The 18342-nt window shown below is 74.3% G+C and carries 1 protein-coding gene (only partly in view); it reads left to right on the top strand.

The window, feature by feature from the left end; translation table 11 throughout:
• Positions 1-18342 carry the 3' portion of a hypothetical protein gene (locus ABZ848_RS26450; RefSeq protein WP_360835815.1) on the top strand. 8862 nt of this gene lie to the left of the window's left edge, so 18342 of the gene's 27204 nt are visible here — the last part of the coding sequence; its start codon lies off the left edge, out of view; its stop codon occupies positions 18340-18342.

Raw genomic sequence — 18342 nt, 5'->3', positions numbered from 1 at the left:
GCCCCGGCACCGGGGACGAGCGACACGGACGCCGCGACGACGGGCGGAACCGCGGCTCCCGCCCCCGCCGCCGCCGAGGACACCGCCCCCGCGGTCGACCCCGTTCTCGCTCGGCGGATCGAGGAGACCACCGCCGAGATCAGCAGGCTGGAGGCCGAACTCACCGAGGTGCGCGCGGACTTGGCGCGGGACCGTACGGCTCTCCAGGACACCCGAGGCGGCCTCGCCCGTGACGAGGCGGCCCTGGACGAGGCGCGGGCGCAGCTCCCTGGCGTACGGGACACGGCAGGCAACCGGCGTGCGGAAGCCGAAACGGCACGCGGGCACGCCGAGGACGCGGCCCTGACCCGCGACGACGCCCGCGAGACCCACGAGCGGGCGGAGCAGCGACTCGGCGACATCGACACCGCGCTCGGCAACGCCCTCGGCCGGCGTGACGACGCGGCGGCGCGCCGCGCGGCGGCGGAGACCGCGCTGCCCGGGGAGGTCGGCCCGGTGCTGGCCGCCGCCCCCTCGCCGCTGCCCACGTCACGCACCACACTCGCCGCCGTCACCCCGCGTTGGCCCGGCTCGGGCCGCCCCCGCACGGCGGGTCCCTCCACCGGCAACACACCGTCCCCCGACGACACTTCGACGAGCGACGACGACTCCACCACCGGGGACGAGGACTCGGACGGCGACGACCACTCGGACGCGGACACCGAACTGACGACCCCCGACCCGTTGTCGACCACCCCGGCGAAGGACGCCCCGCCGCCCGGCGACGAAGACACCGCGGGCGGCGACAAGGGCAGCACGTCCGGGAACCTCGGCGGGACCTCGGGCGAGGGCGACGGGAGCACCTCCGACGACGCCGGCGGCACCGTCCCGGCACATGGCCAGGACACCGCACCGGCGGACACGGACACCCACACCAAGGACGAGACCGAGGCCAAGCCCGACGACAAGGCGAAGAGCGAGACCGAGTCCGGCGCTGACGACAAGGCGACGGCCAAGCCCGACGACGAGGGCAAGGGCAAGGATGCTGCCCAGGACGACACCGCGAACACTCCGCCCCAGCCCGTGCACTTCCAGGTGCGGGCACCGCGCGGCAGCACCGTCCGGACCCGCGGCGACGGCCAGTGCCTGCTCTACACCTTCATCGGCACCGACCCGGAACGCGTCCGGGACCGGCTCCCCGGACTGTCGGCCGAGGACCCGGACCTCCACACCTGGCTGAGCGACCCGGGCCAGGTGCGCACCGCCCTGGCCCGGTTCGCCGGCCGGTCCCCCAACTCCCGGCCGACCGCGGCGGACGAGCGCCTGAAGGCCGCGGCGGAACGGCTGCGCACCCTCGCAGAGGACCGGCTGCTCACCGCGCGCAGCGGCCGCCCGCTGCCGCACGACGCGGTGGGCCAGGTACGGCAGACGCTCGCGCGGTGGTTCGAGCAGCAGACGGCGACCATGGACCGGCCCACGCTCCTGGCGACCCTCCAGGAGTACGGCATCACCGGCGTCACGGAGCCGGCCGAACTGGGCGACCTCGACACGCGTTACACCGAGGCGCTGTCCGAGGACGGCACGACCGGCCCGGACGACCCCGGCGTCCTGCACATGTTCGGGTACCTGCGCGACACCGGCCGGCTGCCCACGCTGGACCAGCTCTCCGACGCACAGCTGCGCAGGGTGCTCGGGCACGGATACACCGGGAGTGCCGCGCAGTTCACCGACGCGGAGCTGGCCCACGCGCTCGACGCCGTCCAGAACTGGTCGCGCTCGTGGGAGAGCAACCAGGGCGAGCTGTTCCTCCCGCTGCTCGCGGACACGCTGGACGTGGCCGTGGAGGTACTCCGGCCGAACGCGACGACCGGCCTCGGCACGGTGACCCGAGTCGGCTCACCCACCGCCGCCCGGGTCCTGGAGGTCCACTACACGGGCCTGAACCACTACAGCGCCACCGACGCCGGTCCCTTGACCGCTGCGGTGGCGATGACGCCGTCGTCGGCTCCTCGGGGTCCGGGGGACGTCGACAGCCGTCTGCCGTCGGGTCGTCGTCGTCCGGCGCCTGCGCGTAGCGGTGTTGATGAGCGTCCGGCGTCGCGGGTGGCCGATCCTGTGCCGAAGGATTCCTGGTATGGGTTGCGTCGCCATGCTCGTGCGGCGGTTCATGCCACGGAGCGTTTCGATCCGCACGCGGATCAGTCCGGTCCGCCGCGTCCGGGGACGCTCAGTGGTGCGACGACGCTGGTGCGCACCCACATCCGTCGTATCCAGGCGCCGGGCGACCGGTGGGTCCGCGACTACACGCTCAACCTCCCGGTCGCCACGACGGATCCGTCGCTCATCCGGCAGCTCGGCGACCGTATCTCCGGGTTGCTGGACACGCACCTCAACTCCGGTCTGGCGCTGCCCGGTTCAGGCGATCAGCTGCACATCACCGTGAACCTGATCGACGACCCCGCCCATCCCGAGGCGATCACCCTCACCAGCACTGCGGACCCGGCCCGCGCCGACCAGCTCCACCTGGACGCGCACCATTCCGACGCGGATCTGCTGCACGAGGTCCTGCACTACCTCGGTCTGCCGGACGAGCAGCGTGACAACGACTTCCTGCTGCGCAACCACCCGCACAGCACCACGGTCCGTACCACCGGCCTCATGGCCGACACCCACGCGCCCATCCACATCCCGAACCGCTACCTCCGCATCATCGAGAACGTCACCAACGCCGGCCCGCGCCTTCACGACCACACGGGCCAGGACACGACCACCCCCGCCCTCGACCCCGACACGACTCCCATCCCTGCCCAGTCCGCCCCCACCTGGCCCACCTCGAACGCACCGACCGCTCAACCCCAGCCACCGGCCCAACTCCCGTCGAGCTACGTGAACTCGTACGGCGCGCTCCCGGACGGCACGGTCGGCCTGGTGTACGCGGAGCCGTTCTCCGACGAGGTGATGGACGGGCTGCACGGCCAGGTCTACGAGGCGCTCGGTCTGGATCCCGACGACCCGCCCGAGTCGGTGCGCGAGCAGGTGCGGGACGCGCTGAGCCGCGAGAACCTCGCGCTCCACCTGCCGTATCTGCGTTCCAACGGCGGTCACCGCATCACCGTCCGGGTCGACGGACGGGATCACACCGTCGACGTACAGCTGACTCTTTCCGAGGCGCGGGCCTCGCTGCGGCAGGGGCGTTTCGACCGGCGTGACCCGGACAAGCACGTCGAGCGGCGCGGGTTCGGTACCCGGGAGAACTTCTCCAGCCAGCCGTCCGGCACTTACCGTACGTTCCAGGTGCCGTGGACCGGTTCCTGGCCGATCGCGGCGCCGACCGCGGTGCGGGCGGTGGACGGATCGCTGACCGTGGCCGTCACCCACAACCAGGCGAGCGACGCCACCACCGTCACCCAGGCCGTCCAGACCACCTCCGCCCAGCGCTCCAACGAGCCCTCGGATCCGGTGGAGTTCACGACCCGATGGCGGGTGCGCGTCGACGCCCCCGCCGTCACCCCGGCGGCTCCGGCGGCCACGGCGCCCGTGCCGGACGGGTGGGGCACGTCGCAGGCGCACGGTCCCACCACCATCTGGTTCCCGCGCCACCTCACGACCGCCGACCCGGCGCCGAACTCGCTGCCCGCACCGGCACGGCCGGCCGATCTCCCGCTCTACGGCGTCGACTCCGTGATCGACCCCAGGGCGCTGTACGAACACGTCCACCAGACGTTCCACGCCGACCTCGACACCGTCGCCGCCGGGCAGGTCTCGGACTTCCTCTCCGAGCAGGTGCTGCGGGGCACGCTGCCCATGCAGATCGACGGAGGTATCTACTCGCCCGTCCTCACCGACGCCTCCGGCAACGCGGTCGGCATGCTGCACCTGGTCACCGTGCCCACGGTCGGCACCCTGCAGCGGCAGAGCATCCCGGGCAAGATCAACCTCGAAAGCCACCTGGTCAACACCGCGAAGGTCGACCTCTCCTCGAAGTACACGAGCGGGATCGGGATCAGCGGCAGTGGTGCCGCCGCCCTCACCGGCGACCACGCGCAGGGACACCCGGACGCCGCCGGCACCGTCGGCGGCAGTCTCGGCCTGCGCGGGCAGACCCAGGCGACCGTCACCAACACGTACAGCGCGAGCAGTTCCGCCGGCACGATGCACGCCATCCGCACCAACCAGAGCCATCTGCTCACCCCCTCCGGCGTCACCTACCGGGTCACGCTGATCCGGCCGGACGGCACCGAGACACCGGCGCCGCCGCTGACCCTGGCACACGGCATGGACCTGCGGGTCCTGAGCCGGACGGACGCCGTCGGCCATCAGCCCTCCGCGGCCGAACTGCGGGAACTCCCGGACGCGTTGGAGCGACTGGACGCCATCGGGCTGAGCACGGCCCCGCTCGACGTCACCGGAACGGACGCCCTGTTCACGGAGGCCGAGGCGTGGCTGCGCCGCGAGGGCTTCCTGCCGCCCGCCGCCCCCGGGCCCACCGGCATCGTCCCGCGCCTGAGGCGGGCGGCGCAGAACATGGAGCCCGAGCACCAGATCCGGCTGCATGCCCAGCTCAACAACCTGCGGCGGCTGCGCGAGGCCCGCTCCCGCACCGGGCTGCGCGCCGCCACCGACGCCATGGTCGACGGCGGACACGCCCTGCACTTCGAGGTGCCGAACAGCACCGGCACCGGCGTCCGCCGGGTCCGGCTGCTCCTCACCGCCGTCCGCGACACCGCGACTCCCAGCAGCCACCTGCGGGTCCTGCCGGGCATCCAGGTCATGGGCCTGGCCCAGTCGGCGGGCAGCGACTCCGAGCAGCGCGGTGAGTCGTACGGCGGTGCGCTCGGACCGATGGGCAGTGTCAGCGGGCCGCTGGGCGCCTGGGGGTCCATCGGGTTCGGGGCCGACTACCAGTACGGCCACCAGGTCACCCACGGCGACACCGTGGGCGGCGCCACCGGGCACGACCAGTTCTTCATCGCCACCGGCCAGGACAGCCACGAGTTCGAGGTGCCGGTGCGGTTGGCCCTCGACCTGTACGCGGGGGAGGACGACCGGCCCACCGAGCGGTTCGGACAGAACGTCAACCAGGCGCTCGCTCCCGTCCCGGCCCCGATCGTCGCGCCAACGGCCCCCGGTGTGCCGCCCGTTGCCGCGCCGCCACCTGCTGTCGTGCTGCCGACGGTCACCGGTTCGCTGCGGCTGGCGGTGCCGGCCGGCCGTACCCACGCGCCGACGGCGCCCGCCGCGTCGCCCCCCGCACGTGCCGACGGGGCGCCGCGCCTGCCCGACGCGACCGACCGGGCCCGGCTCGACGCGACCGACGCCCACGGCGTCCCGCGCCCGGAGCTGGTGCGGGTACCCGACGACGCCCTGATCGACACCGTGCGTGGCGCCGCGGCCATCGAGTCGGCGTTCCGGCGGGCGGCCGCGCAGATCCGCCGCGACGCGCAGCCCGCGCCGCCCGCCACCGCCACCGCCACCGGCCCGATCCTCCCGGTCACCGCCCCCGGCGTGCCGCCCGCCCCACCGGCCACCGGCGCGGCCCCCGCGCGCGACGGTGTCTCGCCGCTCGCCGGGCACGGGCTGACGGACAGCAGGACGCGTGCCGCCGAGACCCGGCACGCGGCGATCACCCCGGGCAGCCTCGTCGCGAACGGCCACCAGATCTTCAAGAACTCCTATGTCGTGGAGGGCCTGAGCCTGCCGGGGACGATCGCGGACGGCCAGTACTCCCTGGAGATCCAGGCCGTCGCGCACCGCCCCCGGCTGCTGGACACCACCGCGCAGTACCTGGAGACGGGCGTCTCCGCCACCGACAGCGCCCAACAGCTCAAGTCCCTCGGAAAGTCACACCAGTTCGGCGGCAGCGGGGTGCTCACCCAGAACCCGCCCACGCGCCCCCCGGGCCCGGAGAACGCGGCCGGGCAGGGCGACACCGGTCCTGAGTCGGACGGCTCGATCTCCACCAGCCAGAGCAGCGGCAAGCCGTACAAGGGCCTGTTCAACCCGTCGGCACGGCTCGGCCAGGTGTCCCGCACCGACACCGCCGACACGCTCGCCGCGAGCACGGGCGTCAACCGAACCCCCACCGAGAGCGGCACCCTGCACCGGGTGGTCGCCGACGTCACCTATCTCGTCACGGTCCGCGCCGGCTCCCGTACCCTGCTGGGCGGTGTCCGCGAGAGCGGCACGATCGACCCCGTCACCTTCGCGGTCGACGTCCCGGACGGCCTCCAGTTCCTTCTGACACAAGGCCAACTCACCCGCGACGCACGGTGGATGGGCGCGGTGGCGGGGCTCGTCCCGACACCCGTCCCGGCCACGGCACCGCTGCCGGCCTCGTACGTCCGCACCCGGGAACTGGGCCTCGGCGGTGTTCTCTCGGTCATCGAGTACGACACCCCCGTCGCCGCTCCCGTGCCCGCCACCGGTGCGATCCCGCTGGTGCCGGTCAATCCGAGGGAGCGACGCGGCCAGGTCCGACGCGAACTGATGGATCTGGTGGAGAGAGAGGCACCCGGAGTGTTCACCCCGGGGCACTCCGGCTACCAGCCCGGTGTGCACAGCCGGATCGCGCAGCTCACCTCGACCGCCGGACTGCGCTCGCTGCCCGGACGCGGCCCGAACCTCACTCCGGGCCAGGCCCCCACCACCCGCTTCCACTTCCGCCACCACGGCTTCGGCGGCGAGCGGCTGGTCGAGGTCTCCCTCAAGGCGGTGCCCCGGCAGACCCAGAACCTGAACCATGTCCGGGGTACCTCGACCCCCGGCTCGGGCCTGGAACAGTGGCAGTCGCACACCGCCGCCGGCCGCACCACCACCCGGGCCTCGGTACGGCAGCGGCAGCTCCCGGTCACACTGACCACCCGCTATCTCCGCCCGAACCAGGGCCCCGACCCCACGAGGACGGACCGCGCGGCGCCCGTGTTCACCCCGCAGTCGGCCACCAGCAGGTCCGTCCGGCGGGCGACCACCGCCGACAACCGGTTCTGGCTGCGCACCGACAACGGTGCCGACTTCGACGGTCTCCGGTACGACTACGTCCTGTCCGTCCGCTCCGCGCTGGTCGCGGACTGGCCGCCCAATGTGGTCGGCGGCCTCGTCCAGGACGGCGTCATCGCCTGGGCCGAAGCGGGCGGCGACGTACGCCGGTGGATGAACGCGATGCTGGCCACGGACAATGCCCGCACCCGTACCGTCGAGGTGCGGCTGGCCCTGAGGTTCACCGGCACCGAGACCAGCGCCCCCGTGGCGGCGGCCACGGTGACGGCCCCGTCCGTCGTCTCCGGCGCCGACCCGCGCAACACCGTGCTGCCCGGTCCGCCGCCCGTCCCGTATCTCGCCGACGCGCAGATGTTCCACCCGGTGGGGCCGACTCCGGCGTTCGCCTTCGACGGGTGGGCGCATCTGGAGACGGCGCTGAACGAGGTGGCCCCGCGCGGCGGCCGCGGCTGGCACGCGCAGATCACCTCCGTCTCGGTGGAGGGGCAGGCGGTCCGGCTCGGCCAGCTCATCCAGGCCGGGCGGGTCACCCTCGACCGCCCCCGGCTGGCCGCCGACCTCACCCGCAGGATGCCCGGCACCGCACCCTTCGAGGGAGCACCGGGCCGGTCCCCGTCGATCGCGGTGACGCTCTACAACCCGCGCCGCTCCACCCACGCCGACGACGTCACCCTCGACCAGCTCCACAACACCACCGACACGGTGAGCACCGCCGCCGGCGCCGACCACTCCCTCGCGACCGGGTTCACGGAACTCCTCAGCGGCGACGACGAGAACCACCAGATCGGCGGGCTCGGTGTGCCGCTCGCCCAACGGCAGACCCAGCCCTCCGGTTTCGGCGGCACGACCACCGGCAGCCGCCGCGACTGGCTCAAGTCGGGCAGCACCTCGGCGCCCGCCGACGGGACGCGTGGCACCCGCAGTTACGCCATCGACACCGACGCCCACCTGCTCGTGGAAGGACCGGAGGGCACCCGCCACGTCACCGGCACCGTCACCCTCCGCGTCGAGGAACGCGACCTCCTCGGCCACGGGCTCATCACCCCGGCCGAGTCCCCGACGGACGTGCACGACCTGCCCGCGCTGGTCCCCGACTGGGCCACCGCAGCCCCGCACACCCTGCCCGAACGCCTCAACTCCGCGATCCCCGCGGGCAGTCACGGGGCCCAGTTCTGGGTGGCCCTCGGCGCCGACCCGCAGGGCATCCGCCTCGGCCAGGCCCTCTACGCCGCCTCCCGCGCGGCCGTACTCGGCAACCGGCCGCTGGAACTGATGACCCGCGACCCACAGGGCGTCCGCCGCTGGGAGTTCACCCCCGAGGGCGCCCTCGTCACCGCCGACCGCGACCTCACCACCGCGTGGACCGCCTTCCACACCCAGGCCGAACTCCTGCACTCCGCCACGGACACGCTCACCGACACCCCGCAGCGGCTGAACCGGCTCACCTTCTCCCTCCAGCACGCCAACAGGGCGCACACGGACGCCACGGCCGCCCACCAGCGGGCGAGGCACGCGGTCACGGTCGCGGGCACCGCCCACACCCGGGCGATCGCCACGTCCACCGCCTCCGCCCAGGCCGCACGCGCCGCCGAGGCCAAGGTCGCGCGGATGAAGCGGGACCTCGCGAACGCCCGACGGACCGTCACCACCCTGCCCGCGGAGATCGCACGGCACGAGCGGGACGAGACCCAGGGCCAACGCGACCTCCGCACGGCACTGGCCCGGCTGACCCGGGCCGAGGACACCGTGCGCGCCGAACGCGCCGCCGCCCAACAGGCCGCGCAGGGCGGGCAGTCGACCACCGCTCCGGCACCCGCACCGGCCCCGTCGACCCCCGGCACCCGGCGCTCCAACCGCCCCGCCGCCGATGTCGCGGACGATCCCCGGGTGCAGGCCATGGTCCCCGCGATCACCGCCGCCGAGGACGCGATCCAGCAGGCCACCGACCGACTCGCCACCGACCGGGCCAGGCTGAAGGAGGCGCAGCGCATCGTCAGGCTCGGACCGGACCGCGTCAGGGAGGAGGAAGAGAACCACGAGGAGGCCGTGGAGCAGGCGCGGCGGGACGCGCGGGCCGTGACCCGCCGGGCCGAGAACCTCCGGGTGGCCACGTTCCGCGAAACCCGCGCCGGCCGCCGCGCGACCCGGGCCGTGGCCAAGGTCACCCGCCGCAACGGGCAGCTCGCCACCACGGTCACCGCGCAACTGCAGGCCGCCGCAGACCAGTTGTCGGCCACGACCGCGCTGCCGGGCCTGTCCGCCGCCGTCCGGGACAGCGCCCCGCCCCCCGAACAGGCACTGCGAACCACCTTCGCCACCACCCCGCCCCGCTGGCCCGACCCCGACGGCCGAGCCACCCCGCTCCCGGCCGGCGGCCAGACCCACACCCCGGCCCCCGCCACCACCACGGCCCCGACCACGGCGACCACGGGGACGACCCCGACCACGTCCACGACGACCCCGAAGCAGCCACCGAAGAAGCAGCCACCGAAGAAGCAGCCGCCCAAGAAGACCGGGCCCGCCACGCCCGGCACGAGCAGCGGCAAGAACGACAAGGGCAAGAAGCCGGCCGGTACCAAGAGCACGGGCAAGAGCACGGCCGTGGACAAGGGCAAGGCACCGCTCGCCCCGCCGCCCGGCACGACCACGACAGCCACGGCCCCGCCCCCCGCCGTCCCGCCGTCCCCGTACGTCACCCCCACCGGAAGCGCCGTCCCGACCCCCGGCGACGGCTTCTGCCTCCTGTACGCCGTCATCGGCAGCGCCCCGGAACTGGTCCGCACCCGACTGGGGCAGGGCGCCCCGGCCCTGGACGCGGGCACCGACGGCTGGCTCCGGCAGCCTCACCTCGTACGCCGGACCCTCGCCACTCTGGCGCAGAACCCGGCCACCGCGGACCAGGGAACCGGTCATCTGCGGGCCGCGCGACGGGGGTTGCAGAACCTGGTGCTGACCCGGCTGGCGGCGGCACGCGACGGCAGCCGGCCGCTCCCGCCCCAGGTGCTCGGCCAGCTCCGCGGCGTCCTCGTCCGCAGGTTCGGGACGGTGGTGCAGGGCATGCCCAGTGCCGTGGTCGACAGCGAACTGGCCCGGTACGGCATCCAGGGCGTGACCCGTGCCGAGGACCTGGACCCCGTTGACCTCCAGACCCGCTACCTCCAGGCCGTCTCGGCGCCGGGCGCGCCGCCCGGGCCGGCCGGCAGCCCGCCGAGCAACCGGCGGATGTTCGCCTATCTGCGTGCGGTGAACGCGCTCCCGACACCCGCCACCATGACCCTGGACGAGCGCCGGGCGCTGCTGATCGCCGGCTACCACCAGAGCACGGCCGCACTCACCGCGCCCGAGGCGACCGAACTCGAACGCGTGGTGCGCAATTGGTCGAACGAGTGGGCGAACCGGATCGGCGACACCTTCCTGCCGCTGCTCGCCGACACCCTCGGCGTCCCGATCCACGTCTTCCAGCCGGTGGCCCCCGCGCTCGCCGGCACCACCGCGACCGGCGGACCCCGGGGCATCGTCCTGCCCTACGGCCCGACCACCAACACCCCCGCGCTGGAGGTCCACTACACGGGCCGAAACCACTACAGCGCGAGCGACGCCGGTCCTCTGAGTACTCCGGCGGTGATCACGCCGTCGTCGGCGCCCCGGGGTCCGGGGGAGTCCGGGAGTGTTCTGCCGTCGGGTCGTTACCGTCCCGCGCCCGCCCGCGGCGGTGTTGATGAGCGTCCGGCGTCGCGGGTGGCCGATCCCGTGCCGAAGGATGCCTGGTACGGATTGCGTGCTCATGCTCGTGCGGCGGTTCATGCCACGGAGCGTTTCGATCCGCACGCGGATCAGTCCGGTCCGCCGCGTCCGGGGACGCTCAGTGGTGCGACGACGCTGGTGCGCGCGCACATCCGGCGGATCCAGGCGCCGGGCGGCCGGTGGGTCCGCGACTACACGCTCAACCTCCCGGTCGCCACGACGGATCCGTCGCTCATCCGGCAGCTCGGCGACCGTATCTCCGGGTTGCTGGACACGCACCTCAACTCCGGTCTGGCGCTGCCCGGTTCGGGTGATCAGCTGCACATCACCGTGAACCTGATCGACGACCCCGCGCATCCCGAGGCGATCACCCTCACGAGCACGGCGGATCCGGCCCGCGCCGACCAGCTCCACCTGGATGCGCACCATTCCGATGCGGATCTGCTGCACGAGGTCCTGCACTACCTGGGTCTGCCGGACGAGCAGCGTGACAACGACTTCCTGTTGCGCAACCACCCGCACAGCACCACGGTCCGTACCAGCGGTCTCATGGCCGACACCCACGCGCCCATCCACATCCCGAACCGCTACCTCCGCATCATCGAGAGCGTCACCGATGCGGGCCCCCGACTTCACGACCACACGGGCCAGGACACGACCACCCCCGCCCTCGACCCCGACACCACTCCCGTCCCCGCCCAGTCCGCCCCCACCTGGCCCACCTCGAGCGCACCGGCTCAGGCGCCCTCCTCGACGTACGTCCTCGCGTACGGGGCCCAGCAGGACGGCAACGTGGGGCTGGTGTTCCTCGAACCGCTGGCGGCCGCGGTCGTCGACGGGCTGCACCGGCAGGTCATGACGGCGCTCGGGCTGCCGGACACGCACCCGGTGCGGGAGCAGCTGCGGACGGTGGCGAGCGCCGAGCAGCTGGTGATCAACCTGCCGTATCTGCGCGGCAGTCTGGGATACCGGATCACGCTGCGGGTGGACGGCCGGGACCGGACGGTCGACCTGCGGATGCGGCTCTCGCACCCGGTGGCGGCCGCCCGGTACGGGCAGGCCGAGGGCGCCGAGCGTGACGTGCGGGTGGAGCGGCGTGGCATCGGCAGCCAGGAGTCGGTGTCCTCGGAGGTGTCCGGCAACGTCCGTACCCTGCTGCTGCCGTGGACCGGGCTCTTTCCGGTGAGCAGGGCGATCCCGGTGCGTGGTGTCGACGTGGCGCTGACACTCGCGCTGACCCTCAACCAGCTCTCGTCGAGCGCGTCGGTGACGACAGCGGTGCAGTCCACGACGGCACAGCGCAGCAACGAGCCCTCGGAGCCGTACGACTTCACCGCCGAGTGGGACGTACGGATCGACACCCCGCCGCTGGCCCCGCCCGTCACCTGGGGGGCGTGGCAGGCGCACGGGCCGGTCACCTTCTGGTTCCCGCAGCATCTGGCGCGGGACGAGGAGGGGGAGTTGCCCGCGGCGGCGCACCTGGACGCCCTTCCGGTGTGGGGTGTCGACACGGTGGCGGACCCGGGCCTGCTGCTCGCGGAGGCGTTGCAGCACTACAGGGTGCGGCTGGCGGCGCTGGACGCGGACTCCCTGGCGGAGCTGGAGACGTTCCTCTCGGAGCCGATGCTGCGAGGCACTCTTCCGATGCAGCGGGACGGGGGCGTCTACTCGCCGGTGCTGCTCGACACCTCGGGGCGCGCGGTCGGCATGCTCCAGTTGCGGACCGACGTGGAGGTGGGGGCGCCGCTGCGGCGGACCGTCCCCGGGAAGATCAATCTGGAGAGCCATCTCATGCAGGTGGTGAAGATCGAGGCACAGTCCAGGTTCAGCAGTGGCGTCTCCCTGTCCGGGAGCGCCGGCCCGGCGCTCACCGGCGACCACAGCGAGGGGCATCCGGACGCTTCACGGCGGGTCGGCGGTGGAGTGCTGGGACGGGTCTCGGCCCAGGCGGGGACGAACAGCGCGCTGACGCAGAGCGGCAGTGCGGCACTGATGCACGCGGTGCGCACCAACCGCAGCCATCTGCTGGCCCCGGCCACGGTGCGGCACAGGCTGGTGCTGCATCTGCCGGGCGGCGGACAGGAGCCCTTCGCGCCCGAGGAACGCAGGCGCGGGATGCACCTGCGGCTGCTGACCGCCGAGGACGCCCGAGGACACGTCCCGACGCCGGCGGAACTGCGCCGGCTGCCCGCGGAGTTGGAGCATCTGCGGTCGATCGGTACCACGGCGACGCCGCTGCACGTGGACGGCGCCGAACCCCTCTTCCTGAACGCCGAGAACTGGCTGCGTCGCGAGGGCTTCCTGCCCGGCGACACCACCGTGCGCAGTCGGGTGCTGCCCGACGAGGCACTGGTGCAGGCCCAGTTGAACAATCTGCGCCGGTTCGAGCAGACCCGGTCGCAGATCGGGCAGCGGGCCGCGACGGACGCCATGGTGGACGGCGGCCATTCGCTCTTCCTGGAGATCCCGACGGTGGGCGGCGCCCGCCGGGTGCGCCTGGTGCTCAGCGCGGTGCGCGGCCCCGGCGCCAGCACGCACACCCGGGTGCTGCCCGATGTGCAGGGCATGGGTCTGGCGTCGCTGACGACGGCCGCGGGCGACCAGAACGGGTCGCAGTACGGGGCGTCGTACGGCGCCGGAGGCTCGTTCGGGGTGCCGGTACGGGGCGGCGCGTGGACTCTCGGCGGCACCGGCGACCTTGTGCGATCCCACCAGGTGCAGCACGACAACAACGTCCAACTGTCCGTCGGGCACGATCAGTTCTTCATCGGCAGCGGGGACGGACAGCGCAGCGAGGTGTTCGAGGTGCCGGCCGAGCTGGCGCTCGATCTGTACGAGGGTCCGGGGGACGAGCCGAGGGTGCGGTTCGCGCACGAGACGCCGGCGCAGCCCTACGTCCCGCACGGCGCCCCGTCGGCCGCACCGCAGCCTCCGCCACCGGACCGGGTGCCGGGGACGATCAGGCTGTCGGTGCCGACGCACCGTACGCTGCCCGCCGCCACACCCGTCCCGGCGGTGCCCCCGGCACACCCGGTGCGGGCCGCCACCGCCGCCCACCACGCCCTGCTGGACCTGACCGACGCGACCGGCACCCCGCTGCCGGATTCGGTGCCGCTGCCGGACGACGCGATGGTGGAGGTGTTCCGCGCGTCCGCCGTGCTGGACGAGGCGTTCCACGCGGTGCTCACCAACACGTACGAGGGACACCCGGCCCGCGGCCTGCTGGAGGGGGTCCTGGACAGGGTCGCGGACACGGTCGCGGATCACATCGCGGCTCCGGTGGCACGCGCCGGGCGGGCCGTCATCGGTTCGCTGGCCGGCGCCGCCGCGACCGACCCGACCACGGTGGCCGCCGAGCTGCTGTCCGCCGCCCGCAGCCCCGCGGCCCTGCTGGCCCGCGCCCACCAGGTGTTCAAGGGCGCCTATGTGGTCGAAGGACTCACGCTGCCCGGGCTCGCCGCCGACGAGGTGCTCTCCGTGGAGATCCGGGGCGCGCTGCGCTCACCGCGTGCGGCGGGGGACGTCTCGCAGTACTTCGAGACCGGGCTCGGCGCGGGCGACGGCGCCGGGCAGCAGCGCGGGGTGTCCCACGGCACGCAGTGGGCGGGCGGCTTCACCGCGGTCCGCAACAGTTCGTCGGCCCAGACCCCGGGCGCCGACCAGGCCGCGGGCAACGACGGCGACGCCGGCGGCATCGACGACGGCAGCACGCTGCACACCCGCGCGGACGACCCGGAACAGCAACAGGGCGGCGCCACGACGGGTACCGCGCCCCGGCAGCCGAGCCTCAACCCCGCGGCCCGCTACAGCCGTACCGCCCGGCGCGACCAGGGCCGGGCCCTCGCCTCCTCCACGGCGGTCAACCGCACCGCCACCGAGAGCGGCGCCCAGCACCGCATCGCGGCCGACGCGCTCCTGTTGGTGACGTTCCGCCGAGGCCGCCGCAACGCCGTCGGCAACGCGATCGGGCAGGGCGAGGGCCGTGCCGTGACGGTCGCCGTCGAACTGCCGGACGCCGTACGGTTCCTGGCCACCCCGGCACAGATCCGGCGCTACGCGGCCTGGTTCGGACCGGTGGCCGGCCTCACCGTGCCCGCGCCGCTGCCGGGGTCCGTGGCGCCGCCGCGCCGGTTCGCCGCCTCCGGCGAAGTGGGCCTCGGCAGTGTCCAGGCGATGGACCAGTTCACCGACGGCACCCGATCCGTGCGGCGCCGCGACGCACTGGGCCAGGAACTCCTCGCCCTCGTCGAGTACGAGGCACCCGGCACCACCCGCCCCGGGCACGCGTCGTACCTCCCCGGCGTGGCCACCCGGATCGCGGACCTCACCTCCACGGCGGGCCTGCGCACCCTGGCCGGCCGCGGCCCCGGCCGCGTGCAGCGCTTCAGCTTCCGGCACGTCGGCTACGGCGGCGCCCGCCTCGTCGAGGTCACCCTGACCACCCGGCCGGACGCCGACGAGCACACGCTGCGACTGCTGCGCGGACACCAGGCGGCGACCGGCTCCGGCATCGAGCAGTACCACGGCCACACCCCGTCCTCGGTGACCGACCGGACCGCCCGCGGCGTCCGGCACTCGGGCTTCGTCCAGCTCCAGGCCCGCATCCCGAGGCCGACCGGCGGCCCCCGCACCGACCGGGCGGGCGCGCTGCTCAGTGCCGACACGGTGCGCGGCAACTCGGCTCGGGTCACCCAGGCCGCCGAGGACCGCTACTGGCTGCGCACCGACAACGCCGCCGACTTCGAGAACGTCCCGTACCTGATCATCGCCACCGTGCTCTCCAGCCCGACCGCGGACTGGCTGGTGGACCTGCCGGGCAGCCTGTTCCAGCACGGCGTGCTGAGCCTGACCGACGCGGACGCCTCGCTCGTCGCCCGGATCAAGCACCTGTTCTTCGGCCGGCAGACGAGGACGGCCACCGTCCACGCCGCCGCCGCGCTGCGTTTCACCGGCAGCGAGACCGCCGAACCCGCCACCCCCGAACCGCGGGTGACGGTGGGCCGGGCGGAGGTGCGGCCGACGGTGACCGGACGCCGGTTCACACCGGGCGGCCCCGCACCGGTCTTCGGCTTCGACGCGGGCACCGAACTCGCCGCCGCGCTCACCGAGGTGGCCCCGGCCCTGACCCGCTCCTGGCGCTCGCTGGCCGCCTCCGACTCCGCGGACGCCACCGCCGTACGGATCGGCGAACTCGTCCAGGCCGGCGCGATCTCGCTGGACCACCCGCGCGGCCCCGCGGGTCTCACCACCAGGATGCCGGGCGCCTACCCGTTCCAGGGTCCGCCGGGCACCCCGCCCCGGCTCACCCTGGAGCTGTACCGGCCGCGCCGGGTGACCGACACCGGCGACGTGACGGTGGACCGGGTGCGGATCAGCACGGTCAGCGCGGGCTCCGCCTCGCACGCGGGCCTCACCGGGAGCCTCTCGGCACAGGGCGGCTTCAGCGCCGACGCCGCCAATCGGCACCTGGCCGGCTTCACGCTGCCGGTACTGGCCCGCCAGCCGCAGGACCCGGGATCGGGTGCCGGTGTCGCCGGCACCCGCCGCGAGTGGCTCAAACACGGCAACACCAGTGCCCCGGCGGGCTCGCGCGGCACCCGCAGCCACGAGATCCTCGCCGACGCGCTGCTCACCGTGCACGGCCCGAACGGCGTCCGCCACGTGTCCGGCACCGTGCGGATGCGCCCCCTGGAACGCGACCTCCTCGGCCTCGGCGTCACCGACGGCCGCACCGATCCCGGGGTGTACGACGGTGCCTCCCTGACCCGTGAGGCCGCCGACGGACAGGCACGGAGCGACCGGGCCTCCCTGACCGGTGAGGCCGCCGACGCGCAGGCACCGGGCGACCGGGCCCCCGAGGTGCTCCGCGACTGGCGCACCGTGCCGCTGCGGGACCTGCCGACCCTGCTGGCGCGCGGCATCGAGGCGTACCCGCGCGCAGCCGACGAGGACATGGTGCAGCTCTGGCTCGCCGTCGACGGCAGCCCGGCTCAGACGGCCCGCGCCATTTACGCGGCCTCGGGCACCGCTCTCCTTCTGGGCCGCCCCGTCGAACTCGCCCTCCGCGACGGCGAGGGCGTGCGGTTCCGGCGGTTCGGGGCGGACGGGGACCCGAAGGCGACGCCGGGCGACGCGGACCAGGACGGTGCGGCCCACGACGACTGGACGGCCGTACGGCGATGGACGCGCGCACTGGAGGAGGCCGGGCGGGCGGAGGACACGGCGCACACGCGCGAGGTCCAGCTCCAGGAACAACTGGCGGCCGCCCGGGATGTGCTGGACGACACCCTGCCGCCGGTGACCCTGGCCGAACGGGAGATGGCCGACGCGCACGCGGCGGTCGGCAGGGCGGACACCGCGCGTGCCGCCGCCGACCGGGCGGTCGAGGCCGCCGAGTTCACCGACGAGGAACGACGCCTCGCCGTGACGGAGTTGACCACGGCCCTCCGGAACCAGAACGAGCGCACGAGGACCGCGGACCTGGCCGCCGAGGAGTCCCGCCAAGCGGTCCGGGCCGCTGAGGCCGACCTGCGGGACGCGGAGGAGGCCGTACGGCAGGCCACCGATTCGGGCGCGCCGGGCGGGAGTTCAGGTCCCGGTACGAGCGGTGGCCCCTCGGCCGGGTCCCTCGCCCGGCGTGAGTCGGCCCGGAACCGGGCGCGTACGGCACTGCACCGGGCGCGGGTGGCGGCCGAGGCGGCCGAACGCGCCGCCGAGACCGCCCAGCATGCCGCCGACGACCTCACGCGACGGCTCGCCCTGGCCCGCGGTGCGGCCCGCGACGCCGCCGAAGCCCTGGCCCGCGCCCGGAACACGGCCTCGGCGGCGGCCGAGGCGGAGCGTGACGCCGAGGCGGCGCTCACCGCGGCCACCGCGCACCACGACCAGACGGTCGCCGCGCGGGACGCCGCCCAGGAGACGGTGGACGACCTCGGGCAGAGGATCGCCGACACCCTCGCCGAGCAGGCCAGGCAGGCGGCCGGACAGCGCAGAGCGCAGCAGGGTCTAAGCGACGAGGTCGCCCTGCTGGAGACCCGGCGGGCGGCGGCGGGCGACGGCACGGTGCCCCTGCCGACAGGTTCCCTGGCCGCCGCTCCCGCAGCGTGGCCCTATCGCACTCCCCGCCCGGCACCGGCCCGCGACACCGAACCGGCGCAGGAGTCCGACTCCGAGTCCGACCCCGTCCCCGCGTGGGCCCGGGAACCCGACCCCCACGCCGCACTGCTCACCTGGGCCCAGGCCGACGTCGCGGCGCACGGCGTGCCCGACGGCGCGGAACTCCCGGCCCCGGACTCGACGGTGTCGACCGAGGAGCTGACCCGGATCGGAGCCCTCGGCGAGGAGGCGCGCGCCGTGGCCATCCTCCTGAACGGCACGCTGACCGTCGAGCAGGCCGGACTGGACGACGCGGCCCGCCTCGCCCTGCTGCTGAGCCGCCCCACAGCCCCCTCCTACGTGGTCACTCTCGCCGCACTGGTCGTACGGGACGTCGAGCGGCCGGTCCAGGTGCTCGGCCCGGACGACCGGGTTCGACGGTTCGGCCCGGCCGACGGCGACCCGCTGACCCTCTACTTCGACGGCGACCGGTTCTCGGCCGACCCGCCGGCCCCGGACGACGACTGA

This window comes from Streptomyces sp. NPDC047081 (assembly GCF_040643775.1).
Classification (GTDB): domain Bacteria; phylum Actinomycetota; class Actinomycetes; order Streptomycetales; family Streptomycetaceae; genus Streptomyces.
Note: the sequence above shows the minus strand (reverse complement) of the source record. Positions and strands in the feature narration are given on the sequence as shown.